The following is a 15,143-nucleotide window of genomic DNA, read 5'->3' as shown; positions in this document are numbered from 1 at the left end:
AACTGGTTTGAGAGCGTCCGGAACCCGCCGCCTGACGTAGTAGACACGATCTCGCAAAACGATGCCGGGGAGACGATTGTGGGGTGCATTTGTGTAGCACCGCTGCCGCCTCGTTTGCGAATAATCTGAGTAGCTTAGCGGAGAATCAGCGACACCGTTGTGGGGTGTTTTTGTGTAGCACACGCGCGAAACCGGCTCGCTGGAGAGTGCAAGTGACGGTTTTCTAACGCTTTTTGTAAAACTGGAGCGGGCGAAGGGATTCGAACCCTCGACCCCAACCTTGGCAAGGTTGTGCTCTACCCCTGAGCTACGCCCGCTCTGGCGTTCCGAACCGGCGGACCGGCTGGGGTGAGGCGGGCTATTAGATGGGGGTTTCGGATCGCGCAACCCCCTAAATCACTCTTTTCTGAATCATCCTGCGTGCCCACATAGGGAGGACGCTTTCAGGATAAGGAATCGCCGCTTGGCCACGCTAGGATTGACCGCCCCGGAAAAGGAAGCTGTGGAGGCGTTCCGTCGCGATGTCGTCGAACCGTCGATGACCCAACTGGTCGTCATCGATTTCTGGGCGGAATGGTGCGGGCCGTGCAAGGCGCTGACCCCGATCCTCGAAAAGGTGACGGCGGCCTATGCCGACAAGGGCGTCGTGCTGGCCAAGATCGACACCGACAAGAACCAGTTCATCGCGTCGCAATTCCAGATCCGGTCGATTCCGACCGTCTATGCGATGTTCCAGGGGCAGCTGGTCGCCGACCTGACTTCTGCCCGGACCGAGAGCCAGCTGAAGCAGATGCTCGACCAGTTGCTGCGGCAATTGCCGGTGCAGCCGGGTGAGGGGGCCGGTCCCGATATCGAGCCGCTGATCGCGATGGGCGAGGAGGCACTGACCGAGGGCGACGCGGCGCGTGCGCTGTCGATCTTCGACCAGATCGCCGATATCGCGCCTGACAATGCGCTGGTCGCTGCCGGTCGCGTTCGGGCGCTGATGGCGCTTGGCGAGCATGACGCGGCACAGACGGCGCTGGATACGCTGTCCGAGGACGCGGCGAAGCTGCCCGGCATCGAACAGGTCCGCGCCGCGCTGGCGCTGGCGCGTGATGCGCAGCCGGTCGACGATCTGGCGGGGCTGAAGGCCGAGGTCGAGGCGAACCCCGACGATCATGACGCGCGCTTCCGGCTGGCGGGTGGGCAGATGGCGGCGGGCGATCGCGACGGCGCGGCCGAATCCCTGCTGAAGATCGTTGCCGCCGACCGGTCATGGAACGACGATGCCGCGCGTCAGCAGCTATTGAAGCTGTTCGAGGCGGTCGGTCTCGAGGATCCGTGGGTGTTGCAGCAGCGTCGCAAGCTGTCGGCGATCCTGTTCGGATGAGCGCGCGCGTCTCCGTCTTCCCGCTGGCGGGGGCGCTGCTGTTTCCGAACATGCATTTGCCGCTGCACATCTTCGAGCCGCGCTATCGCTCGATGGTGTCCGACGCCCTGGCGCGCGACCGGCGCATTGGCATGATCCAGCCGCGCCCGGTGGGCAGCGATACCGACAAGCCGCCGCTGTTCGATATCGGCTGTGTCGGGCAGATCGTCGATGTCGAGGCGCAGGCCGATGGTTGCTACGATATTGTGCTGCGCGGAGTGTCGCGGTTCCGCGTGCTGCGCGAACTCGACGTGACCACTCCGTTCCGGCAGGTCCAGGCGGAGCTTCTGCCGGTCGTCGGCGACACCACGCTGGCGCTGGCCGAGCGCGCGTCGCTGGAGATGGAGGCGCGTCGCTTCGCCGACCGGCTAGGCTATGCGGTCGATTGGGAATCGGTCGGGCGGCTCGACGACGAAAGCCTGGTGAACGGTATCGCGCAGATCGCCCCGTTCGACGTCGCCGCCAAACAGGCGCTGCTCGAAGTCGACGCACTTTCCGACCGCGCGGAACTGATCGTACAGCTCATGCAATTCTTCGGCAGGCATGGCGATGACGAAGAGGCGACGCTGCAATGACCGCACAAACCGCGCGCGAAGGGGTGACGATCGATCCGTGGCTGCTGTCGATCCTCGTCTGTCCGGTCACCCGGACGCGGCTCGACTATGATGCGGCCGCGCAGGAACTGGTCTCGACCGCCGCCGGGCTCGCCTTTCCGATCCGCCGGGGCGTGCCGGTCCTGCTGGTCGAAGCGGCACGGGCGTTGTGAGCCGGGATCTGAGCGGCAAGTGGAGCGGGATATTCAACTATCCGCACACCAACCCGCCGACCGCGTTCGAGGCCGATATCGCCGATCTGGGCGGATCGATCGTCGGTACGATTCACGAACCCGACCTGTATTCGCAGCCGCCCGGCGCGCTGATCGCCGCCGCGATCGACGGGCATGTCGACGGCGCACGGATCAGTTTCAGCAAATTCTACGACGATAGCGTTGGTTACGCCGATATGGTCGTCTATGCCGGCGTGCTGAGCGAGGATGGTTGCGAGATCAGCGGGCGTTGGGACATTCCCGGCGTCTGGTCGGGCAGCTTCCTGATGATCCGCCCGGCGAACGAACCGGCCGCGGCCGATGCCGATGCGGTCGTCGAGCGGAACGGGCCGATACGGGGATAGCATGGCGCTGATCCATCGGGTGCTGGGGAGAGTGGCGCAGCTGGTGTGGCGCGTCACCCGACCGCGGACGATCGGGGTGCGGGCGGTGCTGCTGGATGCGGGCGACCGGATCGCGCTGGTCCGCCACAGCTATGTCGACGGCTGGTATCTGCCCGGCGGCGGCGTGAAGAAGGGCGAAGGCGCGATCGACGCACTTCATCGCGAACTGGCCGAGGAGGTGGCGATCAAAAGCGCGACGGTCGAGCGCGTGCTCGGCGTCTATCACAGCCGGCGCGAGGGCAAGGACGATCATGTCATCGTCTATGTCGCGAGGGCCGCGACCGACACGCTGCGCGGTGCCGATGCGTTGGAAGTCGCGGAAGCCGGGTGGTTCGATCCCAACGCGCCGCCGCCGGGGACGACGCCCGCGACGCTGCGCCGGATTGGAGAGTGGCGGGCCGGTGTGACGGGCGGGGGACCGTGGTAGCGGCCTCGCATCGTGCGAACGCCAGCCCCGACCCCATCGTCCCCCGGACGTGATCCGGGGCGCCGTTTTACTGGCAGTAGAGGAACAAGCGGGACCCCGGGTCAGGCCCGGGGTGCCGTAGATGGGTCGGGCGCGGTTATGCCTGCGCCGCCCGCCCCGCCTCAGTGATTGTCGCGCGGCAGGCCGCGGGTCTGGGCGATCTTCTGATACGCCTCGGCACCTTCGAGGATCGCACCGGTCGACATCTGGCCTACGACCGAGCGCTGGATTTCCTGCCACGGGGTCTGCGAGGCGGGATATTGGTAGCCCCCCGCCGCTTCGAGATCGCGGCGACGCTCCGCCAGTTCCTCGTCCGACAGCAGCACGTCGGCGCGGCCCTTGCCCAGATCGATGCGGACCCGGTCGCCGGTGCGCAGCAGCGCAAGGCCGCCACCCGCCGCCGCTTCGGGCGAGGCGTTGAGGATCGAGGGAGAACCCGACGTGCCCGACTGCCGCCCGTCGCCGATGCATGGCAGCGCGCTGACCCCTTCGGTGATCAGATAGGCGGGCGGGCGCATGTTGACGACTTCGGCGGCGCCCGGATAGCCGATCGGGCCGGCACCGCGCATGAACATGAGCGTTTCGGGGGTGATGCCGAGCGACGGATCGTCGATGCGGTGGTGATAGTCCTCCGGCCCGTCGAACACGACCGCCGGCCCTTCGAATGCTTCCGGGTCGTTCGGGTTGGACAGGTAGCGTTCGCGGAATTCGGGGCCGATCACGCTGGTCTTCATGACCGCCGCGTCGAACAGATTGCCCTTCAGCACGATGAAGCCGGCTTCTTCCTTCAGCGGCTGGCCGAACGGACGGATGACCTTTTCATCCTCGATCACCGCGTCGCGGCAATTGTCGCCGATCGACTTGCCGTTCACGGTCAGCGCGTCCTCGGCGATCAGGCCCGCGCCCATCAGTTCGCGGACGACCGCCGGCACGCCGCCGGCACGATAATAATCCTCGCCCAAATATTCGCCGGCAGGTTGCAGGTTCACCAGCAACGGCACCTTGTGCCCCTGTTCCTGCCAATCGTCGATCGGCAGGTCGACGCCGATATGGCGGGCGAGTGCGGCGAGGTGGATCGGGGCGTTGGTCGAGCCGCCGATCGCCGAATTGACCTTGATCGCGTTGTGGAACGCATCCTTGGTCAGAATGTCGGAAGGCTTGAGGTCTTCGCGGACCATGTCGACGATGCGGAGACCAGTGCGATAGGCAATTTCTTGCCGGTCGCGATACGGGGCCGGGATCGCGGCGGAGCCGGGCAGCTGCATGCCCAGCGCTTCGGCCAGCGAGTTCATCGTCGTCGCCGTGCCCATCGTGTTGCAATAGCCGGTCGAGGGGGCGGAGGACGAGACGAGGCGGATGAATTCCTTGTTGTCGATCTCTCCGGCGGCCAGCATCTGTCGCGCCTTCCACACGATCGTGCCCGAACCGGTCCGCTCACCCTTGTGCCAGCCGTTGAGCATCGGCCCGACCGACAGCGCGATGGCGGGGATGTTGACGGTCGCGGCGGCCATCAGGCACGCCGGCGTCGTCTTGTCGCAACCGATCGTCAGCACCACGCCGTCGAGCGGATAGCCGTACAGCACCTCGACCAGCCCGAGATAGGCGAGGTTGCGGTCGAGGCCCGCAGTCGGGCGCTTGCCGGTTTCCTGGATCGGATGGACCGGGAATTCGAGGACGATGCCCCCCGCCTCGCGAATGCCCTCGCGCAGCCGTTCGGCGAGTACGAGGTGGTGGCGGTTGCAGGGCGACAGGTCGCTGCCGGTCTGGGCGATGCCGATGATCGGCTTACCCGACTGCAATTCCTCCTGGCTCAGCCCGAAGTTCAGATAGCGCTCGATATACAGCGCCGTCATGTCGATATTCTCGGGGTTGTCGAACCAGGCGCGGCTACGCAGGGGGGGCATGTCGGTCATGGAAATTCCGGTTCAGCAAGTGGACGGGCATAGGGAATCGGGGTGCAGGCGGCAGCGTCGGCCGACACGGGCGCGGGCGGTCGAATCGGACCTGTAGTCCGTATCGACCCGCATCCTCCCCCGTATCAAGCGCCGTTGACGCCATGCGTTGGCCCATATAGTCAGACAAAATCGAATTGAGCAAGCGATGCGACGGACCAAACCGTCCCGCAGCCGTAAAATGGGAGAAGACGAGGATGCCCGCCCCAATATCCGCGCGCACGGGCGCGGTGCCCCAAGGCGCATCGGGCGCCAGTTACGCGCCGGCGCTGACGCTGCTGGCCAGCCTGTTCTTCATGTGGGGGTTCATCACCGTCATCAACAACACGCTGCTGCCGCATCTGCGCAGCGTGTTCGATCTCAACTATACCCAGACCACGCTGATCGAGAGCGTGTGGTTCATCGCCTATTTCTTCGCGTCGATCCCCTCGGCCAAGCTGATCGAGCGAATCGGCTATCAGAAGTCGCTGGTCATCGGTCTGCTGGTCATGGCGGCAGGGGCGCTGGGTATGGTGCTCGCCGCCAGCCTGCCCTCCTATGGCGTGACGCTGGTCATGCTGTTCGTCATCGCCAGCGGCATCACGCTGCTGCAGGTCGCGGCCAACCCCTATGTCGCCGTGATCGGCCCGTCGAACACCGCGTCGGCCCGGCTCAATCTGGTGCAGGCGATGAACTCGGCCGGCACGATGCTCGCGCCGCTATTCGGTGCCTATCTGATCCTCGGCCGGTCCAAGGGCGGTACGTCGGAGGCGGGCACGGTGCTGACCCAGGCCGAACGGCTGGCCGATGCCCAGTCGGTGATCCTGCCCTATGTCCTCGTCGCGGTCGTGCTGATCGTGCTGGCGGTCATCATCGCGCGCTTTCCGCTGCCGGCGATGGGATCGGCGACCAGCCGCGTCGCCAAGGAAGAGCGCAAGAAGCATTCGCTGTGGAACCACCGCAACCTCGTGTTCGGCGTGCCCGCGATCTTCATCTACCTGATCGCCGAGATCGGCGTCGCCAACCTGTTCGTGAACTTCGTCAGCCAGCCCGATATCGCCAACGTCACCAACGAACTGGCCGGGCGCTACCTCACCTTCCTGTGGGGCGGGATGATGGTCGGCCGCTTCGTCGGCAGCTTCGTGATGCAGAAGGTCGACGCGGCCAAGGTGCTGGCGTTCTTCTCGATCGGTGCGTTCGTCGTGATGCTCGGCGCGACCTTCCTGTCGGGGCCGGCGGCGATGTGGTCGCTGATCCTGGTCGGGCTGTTCCACTCGATCATGTTCCCGACGATCTTCACGCTGGGCATCAAGGGGCTGGGGCCGCTGACCGAGGAAGGGTCGGGGCTGCTCATCATGGCGATCGCCGGCGGTGCGCTGGTGGTGGTGCAGGGCTGGCTGGCCGACAAATATGGCCTGCAATGGTCGTTCCTGCTGACCGCCGCGTGCGAGCTCTACATCCTGTTCTATGCCGTGTGGGGATCGAAGGTGACCAACCCGATCGACGACGTCCCCGCTGACACCGACGTCTTTGCATAAGGAATCTTCGATGACTCTCCGTCTGTTGCAGCGCGTCGCCCCGTCGCGCGCCGTGATCGCCGCGACCGATACGGCGGCGCACATCGTCCCCGGCGTCGACAGCGTCCGTGCGCTGGCACTGCGCGCGATCGATGCCGGCCACAGCATCGCCGACGAAGTCGCGGCGCTGGGTCAGGGCGAGGCGGTCGACGTCGCCGCGTTGCTCGACGCCGGCGCGATCGGATCGCCGATCGATCATGCGGATCCGGCGCATGTCATCCTGACCGGCACCGGCCTGACGCATCTCGGCTCGGCCGAAGGGCGCGACAAGATGCACCGCGCCGCCGCCGAAGCCGCGACCCAGACCGATTCGATGCGCATGTTCCTCGAAGGGGTCGAGGGCGGCAAGCCGGCCGAGGGCCAGGTCGGCCAGCAGCCCGAATGGTTCTACAAGGGCGATGGCGGACAGATGGTCGCGCCGGGCGGCGACTTCACCATGCCGCATTTCGCGCAGGACGGCGGCGAAGAGCCCGAACTGGCCGGCATCTATATCATCGGTTCGGACGGCACGCCGCACCGCATCGGCCTCGCGCTCGCCAACGAGTTTTCGGACCATGTGACCGAACGCCACAATTATCTGTGGCTGGCGCACAGCAAGCTGCGTCAGGCATCGGTCGGCCCCGAACTGCTGGTCGGAACCCCGCCCGAGCATATCGAGGGGACGAGCCGGATCGTTCGGGGTGGCGAGACGATCTGGGAAAAGCCGTTCCTGTCGGGCGAGGCGAACATGTCGCACAGCTTGAGCAACCTCGAACATCACCATTTCAAATACGCGCTGTTCCGCCGGCCGGGCGACATCCACATCCATTTCTTCGGCACGGCGACGCTGTCCTTTTCGGACGGGGTGCGGACGCAGGAAGGCGATGTGTTCGAGATCGAAGCGGCGCCGTTCACCCTGCCGCTGCGCAACCGCCTAACGCGGGCGGCGGAAGAGGCGGTGAAGGTCGAGCTGCTTTAGGGGCGGTTTCGTTTACGATGATGACGTACCCCCGCGCAGGCGGGGGTCCAGAGCCTAGTACATAGCGGTTTGCGCTTGGGACCCTGGACCCCCGCCTTCGCGGGGGTACGTTTTTTGGGGGTGGGGTTAGGCGTCACCCAGCAACGGCTCGATCCGGTCGAGCAGCGGCAACTGGCTTTTCAGCATCAGCGTGCGCGCCTCCGCAACCGGCATCCAGCGTGCCGCATCGACCTCCGGAAAGGTCGCACGGCGGCCGCTGCGCGGTGGCCATTCGATTTCGAACAGGATGCTGGTGATCGCGCCCGTATCGACATCCTGTTCGGCGGCGAAGGCCGATACCGACTTGCCGCCCGCCTGCCGCACCATGCCGAGCGGTTCGAGCGGACCGGTGACGGTCACGCCCAGTTCCTCGGCCACTTCGCGGCGGGCGGCGTCCTCGACCGCTTCGTCGGGTTCGACATGGCCTTTCGGAATCTGCCACGCGCCGACATGGCGCCGTGCCCAGAACGGACCACCCGGATGGACGAGCAGCACGGCCGGCGCGGGCGTTCGACGATAGAGCAGGATGCCGGCGCTGTGCTGTGCCATGGATTTGTCCCCGATTTCCGGGCGATCGTATCCGTCGCCCCTGATTGATGGACAGACGCCGCTTACCCATGTTGCGTTCCATCAATGCCGCAACTCGACCTCTTCGCCGCCGAACCGGTGCTGCCCGGCCTGACCCATGGGTCGGCGCTGGTGACGGATGCCGACCTGCCCGCACTGGCGGCGGCGATCGATGCCGCGCGGCTCGCTCCCTTCCGGTTCCAGCAATGGACCGGGCTGCGGCTGACGGTGTCCTATGGCTGGCATTATGATTTCGAGAACGGGCGGGTCGGGCGGGCCGAGCCGATGCCCGACTGGTTGCTGGCGGTGCGCGAGCGCGCGGCGGCGTTCGCCGGGCTGCGGGCGGATGCGCTCGTACAGGCGCTGCTAACCCGCTACGATCCCGGCGCGGGCATTGGCTGGCATCGCGACCGGCCGGTGTTCGAACATGTCGTCGGCCTGTCGATCGGCGCGCGCGCGACGCTGCGCTTCCGGCGGCGGCGAGAGGGCGGGTTCGACCGGTTCGCCTTGCCGCTGGTCGCGGGCGACGCCTATCACCTGACCGGCGAGGCGCGCTGGGACTGGGAACATGGCATCGCCGCCATGGCCGAAGCGCGCTGGTCGATCACCTTTCGCAGCCTGACCGACCGGTTCGCCCGGAGTTTGCGCGATGCGTGAGTTGAGCCTGCATGTCGTCGGCGCCGACCATCCCAATCGCGGCGGCGGCAATCGCCGGTTCGAAATCCTGCTATGTGTGCCGGGCGAGGTGGTGACGCTGGTCCCCGAACCGCGCAACCCGGTCGATCGCAATGCGGTGATGGTGATGAGCGCGCGGGGGGTGCAGATCGGCTATCTGACCGCCGACCGGGCGGCATGGATTGCGGCCATGTTGCGCAGCGGACGCGAGGTCGTGGGCGTCTTTCAGCAGGCGACGCCGCCGGGTGCGGCGATCCGGGTGGCGTTCGATGGCGCGGTGCCGGTGCTGCCCGAGCCGGTCGTGGCGGATCGCGATCCCGAACCCGATTTCTGGCCCGACGAACTTCCGCCCGACGATTGAGCTTCGGGCGCTACCGCCCGATCCAGTGTTTGCGCACGAACCATGCGACGATGCCTGCGCTCATGGCGATGCACAGCCCGACGACCCCGGCGAACGCCCAGGGTTCGTCGGCAAAGGGAATGCCCTTCACATTCATGCCGAGCAGGCCGGTGACGAAGGTCAGCGGCAGGAACACCATCGCCACGATCGCGATCTGGAGCGAGCGCTGATCGAGCTGTTCGGCGCGCAGGTCGGTCAGCGTTTCGTGGATCAACGCGGCACGTTCGCGGATCGAATCGACCTCCTCCGCCATGCGCGCGGCACGGTCGGCGGCGGCGGCGAGGTGCAGGCGATCGTCCTGTTGCAGCCAGTCGCCGGGCAACTGCCCCAGCTTTTCGAGCGCGGAGCGCTGCGGCACGAGGAAGCGGCGATAGCCGATCGCGCGGACGCGGGTGTGGGTGACGGCGCGGCGCTGTTCGAAGATGCGGGCGGGGTCGAGCGCCTCCTCGCATTCGTCGAGCGTATCGCCGAGATCGGCGATCAGCGGGTCGAGTTCTTCGGTGATGGCGCTGGCAAAGGCGACGATCAGGTCGCCGGGATCGGCCACCGCGCCACCCTCGACCCGGTCGACGACGGTGTGGAACGCGGTCAGCTTGCGCCGGGTCACCGAATGGACCCGTCCGGCGCTGGCATAGAGCCGGACCGAGGCGAGCGGATCGGCGCTGGTCAGCACATCGTCGGACAGGCCGCGCAGGTTGACGAACGCGCCCTTGCCGATCGCGTCGCAGCGCGGGCGCGTCTCGACCGCGGTCAGCGGGTCGATGACATAGTCGGGCAGATGGGCATGGTCACGCAGCCACGCGGCGACCGCCTCCCCCTCGCCATGCAGGTGGATCCAGGTGAAGCCGCCGCTGGTATCGGCCGCCGCCAGCGGATCGACCGGCGTCGTCCGGCCCCCGGCGATATGCCATGCGCGGCACTTCATGCGAGGTCGATCGTCAGGCCCGGAAGCGGTTCGGCGGGTACCGGTCCCTCGATCCGTACCGCATCCGCCCGCGCGCGATCGAGGATTGCGGGCGGCACGTCGGACGTGTGGTGGATGCGGTCGGCCTGTCCCAGCCAGCGGGCCTCACGCAGGGTCAGGTCGTCGGGATCTGCCGAACGCAGCCGGATCGTCTCGACCCGGCCCGCGACCGGGGCGGCACCCGCCAGCCACGCCGCGACGGCATCGTCGGCATGGCGCACCATCGGGTCGAGCGGACCGCCGGCGGCGATCGCCGCGCCGATTGCGCGGCGGCGGTCGCCGCCATCGGGGAAGCGGATACGCAACTTCGCGCGGGCGGCGCCCAGCCCCTCGGCCAGTCGCCCGACCCCGGCGGGGAGGATCGCCTCCAGCCGCTGTCGGATCGCCGCCGCCAGCCCTGCCGATACGCCGCCGGTCGAGATCGCGATCAGGATCGGCGAGCGGTCGACGATCGCGGGCAGGGTGAAGTCGCAATCGGCGGGGCGGTCGACCGCGTTGACGAGGATGCCGCGCGCCTTGAGCGCATCGATCGCGGCGCGCGCTTCCGCATCGTCCTCGACCGCCACCACCGCGATGCGCGCGTCGGCGGCGTCGGCGACGACGCTCAGCCCGCTGCGTTCGAGCAGGCGGCGCTTGGCGTCGGCGGCCTCACCCTCGCCGATCAGGATAACGCTGCGCCCGGCAGTGCGCAGCAGGATCGGCAGCCCGTTCACAGCCAGGGCGGCAGGCGATCGGCCTGCGCCAGCGCCTCGATCGGCGGCCGTTCGCGCACCACCGCGAATTGATCGCCCGACACCAGCACCTCGGGCACCAGCGCGCGCGAATTGTAGGTCGACGCCATGGTCGCGCCGTACGCACCGGCGGTCATGAACGCGACCAGATCGTCGGCGGCGACCACGTCCATCGCGCGACCCAGTGCGAAGGTATCGCCGGTCTCGCACACCGGGCCGACGATGTTGGTCACGGCGCGCTCCCCGGTCGGGGTGACCGCGCGGATGTCGTGATAGGCGTCGTAGAGGCTGGGGCGCAGCAGGTCGTTCATCGCCGCATCGACGACGACGAACGGCGCGGTCGCGCCATGCTTCACGCGGATCACGCGCGACACCAGCACCCCGGCATTGGCGACGATCAGCCGGCCGGGTTCGAACATCAGCCGCGCGTCCCAGCCCGCCGTCGCCCGCGCGACCATCGCGCCATAATCGGCGGGGGAGGGCGGCAGCGGCTTTGCCGGATCATAGGGGACGCCCAAGCCGCCGCCGAGATCGGCATGGGTAATGTCGTGGCCGGCGGCACGCAGGTCGCGGATCAGCGCACCGACCCGGCCGAACGCGGCCTCCAGCGGCAACAGGTCGGTAAGCTGGCTGCCGATATGGACCGCGACGCCGCGGACCTCGATCCCCGGCAGCGACGCGGCATGGGCATAGGCGGCGGGGGCGGCATGGTAATCGATGCCGAACTTGTTCTCCTTGCCCCCGGTCGAGATCTTCGCATGGGTGCCGGCGACCACGTCGGGGTTCACCCGAATGGCGATGCGCGCGACCTTGCCCAGCGAGCAGGCGACGGCGGAGAGCATGTCGAGTTCGGGTTCGGATTCGATGTTGAACTGGCCGATGCCGGCGTTCAGCCCCTGCGCCATCTCCGCCGCGGTCTTGCCGACGCCCGAAAAGACGATCTTGTCGGGATCGATCCCGGCGTCGAGCGCACGGTACAGCTCGCCGCCCGACACCACATCGGCCCCCATGCCTGCGCGGGCGAGCGTCGCCAGCACCGCCTTGTTCGGATTGGCCTTTACCGCAAAGGCGACCAGCGGCTCGCCCGTGCCCAGCCCCGCCACCGCATCGCGGAACACGCGGACATGACGTTCCAGCGTCGCGGTCGAATAGACATAGACCGGCGTCCCGACCGCATCGGCGATGGCGGGCAGGCTGACATCCTCGGCATGGAGCGTGCCGTCGCGCAGGGTGAAGCAATCCATGCGCCCGCCTTTAGAACGGCGCGCGCGCAATGAGAATGGCCGAACGTGTCGATGGCCGTTGAGTCCGATCCGGAAAGGCTGGATCAGGGCGGCACCGGCCCACTTCCCCACCCGACCACCCAGTCAGGATATGCTGTGGGTGGTCGGGTGGGGGAGTGGGCCGGTGCCGCTTCCACACACGTGGATCGGCCTCTACCGCGCGACGAAGCCGATCATCTGTTCGACCATCAGCCGCAACTGCATATCGGCCTTGTCGATCGCGCCATCCTCGACGGTGTTGATCGCGACCCCGATCGGCGTCGGCCAGCCGCGCAGCGCATGCGCTACGGTGCGCAGCGTGCCGAGCGTCGCCACCGCCGCCTGCCATCCCGCCGCCGTCGCGACCAGCCCGACCGGCATGCCGTCGAAATAGACGCGGTCGTCGCGGCGCAGCATCTCGACATGGTCGAGCGCATTCTTGACCAGCCCCGACAGCGTCCCGTGATAGCCGGGCGACCCGATGATGATCCCGTCGGCGTCGCGCAGCGCGCGCAGGAACGACTGGATCCGCGCGTTGCTACCCGCCGTTTCGGGTTCGTAGTTCGGAAAGTCGATCGCCGGTCCGGTCAGCAACGTGGTGCGTGCGCCCAGCATCTTGGCATGGCCCAGCGCGCGTTCCAGCGCGGCGGCGGTCCCCGAAGTCGGGCGCAGCGTGCCCCCCAGCGCGACGATATGCGGTTGCTTCATGCGCGCACCGCTAGCGGATCGGGCGCGGCGATGCCACCGTTGAGAAGGGGGAGTGGCGCACCATAGCGTCGCCCGCCGCCGGGGCCGCGCGTCGTCTTTTGCCGCCCGCTGATGAGAGCAAGCCGATATGAGCGTAACCCGTTCGTCCTGAGTAGCCATTGAGCTTGTCGAAATGGCGTATCGAAGGACCGTCTGTGGAGGGTGCTTCGATACGGGTCTTCGACTTCGCTCAGCCCCTACTCAGCACGAACGGTTCTACATGTGTCATCCAACCCCGGAAACCGAAACTCCAATGGATGTAGATCGCTCTTCGCGTGCGTCCGGCCTTCCGATCTATCGCGGCCGAACCGCCTCCCACGCCTCGGCGATGTCGGTCAGCGACGCGGCGGCGTTCAGGAAGGGCTGCGAATCCTGTCCGATGCTGGCATTGACGATCTGTTCGCGCAGACCCGTATAGAGCCGCGATAGCGTCTGCGACAGGTCGCCGCCCTTGTCGAAATCGAGACCCGCTTCTAGCGCGAACAGGATCGCGGTCGCACGGGTCACGCGGTCGCCCTTCATCGCATATTGGCGGTTGTCGGTCGCCCATGCCGCCGATCGCAGCGCGCGGATCGCTTCCTCGTACAGCAGCGACACCAAAGCATGCGGGTCGGCGCCGCCGGTGCGCGCGGCAAGGTCGACCGAGCGATAGGTCTGGGCGGGATCGCCCGCCAGGGCGGTGGCATAGCGGGTCATTATTCGCTCCGCGTCCACATCTTGATCTGGTTTTCCATGAAGGTCTGCTGGGCCTTGTACGCCGCGACCCGGGCTTCGGACGCCGCGAACTGCTGCGTCATCCGGGTGGAGGTCTGGTCGGTCTGTTCGGCGACCTTGGCCTGTTCCTTGGCCAGCACGCCCTGCGCGTCGGCATAGCGCTTGTCGCTGGCGCCGAGGCCCAGCGTCGTGCTCTTGGCGGAGGCGGCGATGCGGTTCAGCGTGGCGGGCAGCGAGGTGCCGGTCGCCTGATCGGTGCCGGTGCCCGCGGCGAACATCGCCTCGATCGCCTGCGGATTGTTCGCCAGCGCCGTGGCCAGCGCATCCTTGTTGACGCGCAGCGTGCCGTCATTGTTGGTGGCGATGCCGATCGATGCCAATGTCTTCGGGCTGCCGTCGGTCTTGCCGGTCAGGTCGGCGACGGTCAGCTTCTGCAACGACCGCTTGAGCGCCAGCGCCGCCGGATCGGCGCGCAGGTCGCCGGTGATCGCGTCGGTCGCCTTGTTCACCGACGCCAGCATCTCGTTATAGGCGGCGACGACGTTGTTGACCGCGTCCTTCAACGCGTCGGTCGGCGTCGAGGAACTGAGCGTCACCGGGCCGTCGGTCGTCACCGCCTTCAGCTCCATCTTGACGCCGTCGGTACCGGTGATGGTGTTCGACGCACTGACCATCGGCACGCCGTCGACGCTGAACACGGCATTGCCCGCGCGGGTCACGATCTCGGCGCCATCGGTGGTGGCGGTGTCGAAATCGACGTTCAGCCGCTCCAGCCCCGGCGATGCGCTGCTGCTGTCGGGGGTCGCGGTCAGGGTGAATGCCTGGTTCGCGCCGTCGGTGCTGCGCAGGACGAGGCGCTGGCCATTGGCGTCGGTCACGACGCTGGCGGTGACCCCGGCCTTGGCGGCGGTGATCTTGTCGGCGACCCCCTGCAGCGACGCCGCGTCGCTAGACGTGATGGTGATCGGCGGGATCGTCGTCCCGTTGGCGGTGAAGGTGCCGTCCGACCCGACGCTGCCCAGTTTGAGCTGGAGCGTACCGGTGCCGACCGACGCGGTGGTGCTGAACGACTCCTTGGTCACCGCGACCTGCGACGAAGCGAGCCGCGCGACCGAGACGCTGGCGTTCAGGCTGGTGACGGTCTTGCCGCTCGCTGCCGATACCTTGACCGCCGATCCGCTGCTGCTCAGCTGGGTCGACAGGCCGCCGGTCTCGGCCAGCGTCTGCAGCGCGCTGGCAAAGCCGGAAATGCCCGATTTCAGTTCGGACACCGCCGAAATCTGCGCGGTCAGCGTCTCGGACTTCTTGGTCAGCTGCGCATTCTTGTTGGCGAACTGCGCTTCGACCAGGCTCTTGACCAGCGCGGTCGTATCGACGCCCGATCCGGCGCCCAGCGCATTGGCGAGGTTGGGGGTCGTCGCCTTGGTCGTGGTGGTCGTCGGGGTCGACGCGGTCGCACTGCTGGTCGTGATCGCCATCGTCTACTCCCCGC

The 15,143-nt window shown here is 67.3% G+C and carries 17 protein-coding genes and 1 tRNA gene; 9 read left to right on the top strand and 9 right to left on the bottom strand.

Going from position 1 to position 15,143, the window contains the following annotated elements:
- Positions 1-242: 242 nt before the first annotated feature.
- Positions 243-317: transfer RNA gene (locus MF607_RS16375), tRNA-Gly, on the bottom strand.
- A gap of 146 nt (positions 318-463) precedes the next feature.
- Between MF607_RS16375 and MF607_RS16370 the strand changes: the two genes are divergently transcribed.
- The 5 genes from MF607_RS16370 to MF607_RS16350 are packed head-to-tail and all read left to right on the top strand — an operon-like array spanning position 464 to position 3,047.
- Positions 464-1,372, top strand: a complete 909-nt coding sequence (locus tag MF607_RS16370) for a tetratricopeptide repeat protein (RefSeq protein ID WP_431311965.1) — start codon at positions 464-466, stop codon at positions 1,370-1,372.
- A complete protein-coding gene (locus tag MF607_RS16365; protein WP_242120725.1) occupies positions 1,369-1,986 on the top strand; it encodes an LON peptidase substrate-binding domain-containing protein in 618 nt (205 codons plus the stop codon). Before MF607_RS16370 ends, MF607_RS16365 begins: the two co-directional genes overlap by 4 nt.
- Entirely contained in the window at positions 1,983-2,177 is a 195-nt protein-coding gene (locus tag MF607_RS16360) for a Trm112 family protein (protein WP_242120723.1), read from the top strand. The genes MF607_RS16365 and MF607_RS16360 overlap by 4 nt, the downstream gene beginning before the upstream one ends.
- A complete protein-coding gene (locus tag MF607_RS16355) occupies positions 2,174-2,581 on the top strand; it encodes a hypothetical protein (RefSeq protein ID WP_242120720.1) in 408 nt (135 codons plus the stop codon). Before MF607_RS16360 ends, MF607_RS16355 begins: the two co-directional genes overlap by 4 nt.
- Before the next feature lies 1 nt (position 2,582).
- Positions 2,583-3,047, top strand: coding sequence for an NUDIX domain-containing protein (locus MF607_RS16350; protein WP_242120719.1), 465 nt, complete (start codon positions 2,583-2,585; stop codon positions 3,045-3,047).
- A 161-nt stretch (positions 3,048-3,208) separates the two neighbouring features.
- Here the strand turns inward: MF607_RS16350 and MF607_RS16345 are convergent, their stop codons facing one another.
- Entirely contained in the window at positions 3,209-4,999 is a 1,791-nt protein-coding gene (locus MF607_RS16345; RefSeq protein ID WP_242120717.1) for an IlvD/Edd family dehydratase, read from the bottom strand.
- A 236-nt stretch (positions 5,000-5,235) separates the two neighbouring features.
- Here MF607_RS16345 and MF607_RS16340 point away from each other — a divergent pair, with 236 nt between their 5' ends.
- The gene (locus MF607_RS16340; RefSeq protein ID WP_242120715.1) at positions 5,236-6,555 is read left to right on the top strand and encodes a sugar MFS transporter; all 1,320 of its coding nucleotides are present in this window, start codon (positions 5,236-5,238) and stop codon (positions 6,553-6,555) included.
- Between the two features lie 10 nt (positions 6,556-6,565).
- Entirely contained in the window at positions 6,566-7,552 is a 987-nt protein-coding gene (gene araD1, locus MF607_RS16335; RefSeq protein WP_242120713.1) for an AraD1 family protein, read from the top strand.
- A gap of 126 nt (positions 7,553-7,678) precedes the next feature.
- On the opposite strand, the gene MF607_RS16330 is transcribed toward araD1, so the two are convergent.
- Positions 7,679-8,140: an NUDIX hydrolase gene (locus tag MF607_RS16330; protein WP_242120711.1), complete on the bottom strand. Its 462-nt coding sequence runs from the start codon at positions 8,138-8,140 to the stop codon at positions 7,679-7,681.
- Positions 8,141-8,224: 84 nt separating this feature from the next.
- Here MF607_RS16330 and MF607_RS16325 point away from each other — a divergent pair, with 84 nt between their 5' ends.
- Positions 8,225-8,815: an alpha-ketoglutarate-dependent dioxygenase AlkB gene (locus MF607_RS16325; protein ID WP_242120709.1), complete on the top strand. Its 591-nt coding sequence runs from the start codon at positions 8,225-8,227 to the stop codon at positions 8,813-8,815.
- Positions 8,808-9,194 (top strand): HIRAN domain-containing protein, encoded by a 387-nt coding sequence (locus MF607_RS16320; protein WP_242120708.1) that lies wholly within the window; start codon positions 8,808-8,810, stop codon positions 9,192-9,194. Before MF607_RS16325 ends, MF607_RS16320 begins: the two co-directional genes overlap by 8 nt.
- 10 nt (positions 9,195-9,204) lie before the next feature.
- On the opposite strand, the gene MF607_RS16315 is transcribed toward MF607_RS16320, so the two are convergent.
- From MF607_RS16315 to fliD, 6 genes are all read right to left on the bottom strand, one after another.
- Entirely contained in the window at positions 9,205-10,158 is a 954-nt protein-coding gene (locus MF607_RS16315; protein WP_242120706.1) for a zinc transporter ZntB, read from the bottom strand.
- On the bottom strand, positions 10,155-10,916 hold the full coding sequence (locus MF607_RS16310) for a precorrin-2 dehydrogenase/sirohydrochlorin ferrochelatase family protein (RefSeq protein WP_242120748.1): 762 nt from the start codon (positions 10,914-10,916) through the stop codon (positions 10,155-10,157). Before MF607_RS16310 ends, MF607_RS16315 begins: the two co-directional genes overlap by 4 nt.
- Positions 10,907-12,172 carry a diaminopimelate decarboxylase gene (gene lysA / locus MF607_RS16305; RefSeq protein WP_242120704.1) on the bottom strand — a complete coding sequence of 422 codons (1,266 nt, stop codon included), beginning with the start codon at positions 12,170-12,172 and terminating at the stop codon, positions 10,907-10,909. Before lysA ends, MF607_RS16310 begins: the two co-directional genes overlap by 10 nt.
- A 192-nt stretch (positions 12,173-12,364) precedes the next feature.
- Entirely contained in the window at positions 12,365-12,898 is a 534-nt protein-coding gene (locus MF607_RS16300; protein ID WP_242120703.1) for an NADPH-dependent FMN reductase, read from the bottom strand.
- Positions 12,899-13,231: 333 nt separating this feature from the next.
- On the bottom strand, positions 13,232-13,633 hold the full coding sequence (locus tag MF607_RS16295; protein WP_242120701.1) for a flagellar export chaperone FliS: 402 nt from the start codon (positions 13,631-13,633) through the stop codon (positions 13,232-13,234).
- Positions 13,633-15,129 (bottom strand): flagellar filament capping protein FliD, encoded by a 1,497-nt coding sequence (fliD, locus tag MF607_RS16290; protein ID WP_242120698.1) that lies wholly within the window; start codon positions 15,127-15,129, stop codon positions 13,633-13,635. The genes MF607_RS16295 and fliD overlap by 1 nt, the downstream gene beginning before the upstream one ends.
- Between the last annotated feature and the right edge of the window lie 14 nt (positions 15,130-15,143).

Source organism: Sphingomonas lacusdianchii, from assembly GCF_022664395.1.
In the GTDB taxonomy this organism is placed as follows: domain Bacteria; phylum Pseudomonadota; class Alphaproteobacteria; order Sphingomonadales; family Sphingomonadaceae; genus Sphingomonas; species Sphingomonas lacusdianchii.
Note: the sequence above shows the minus strand (reverse complement) of the source record. Positions and strands in the feature narration are given on the sequence as shown.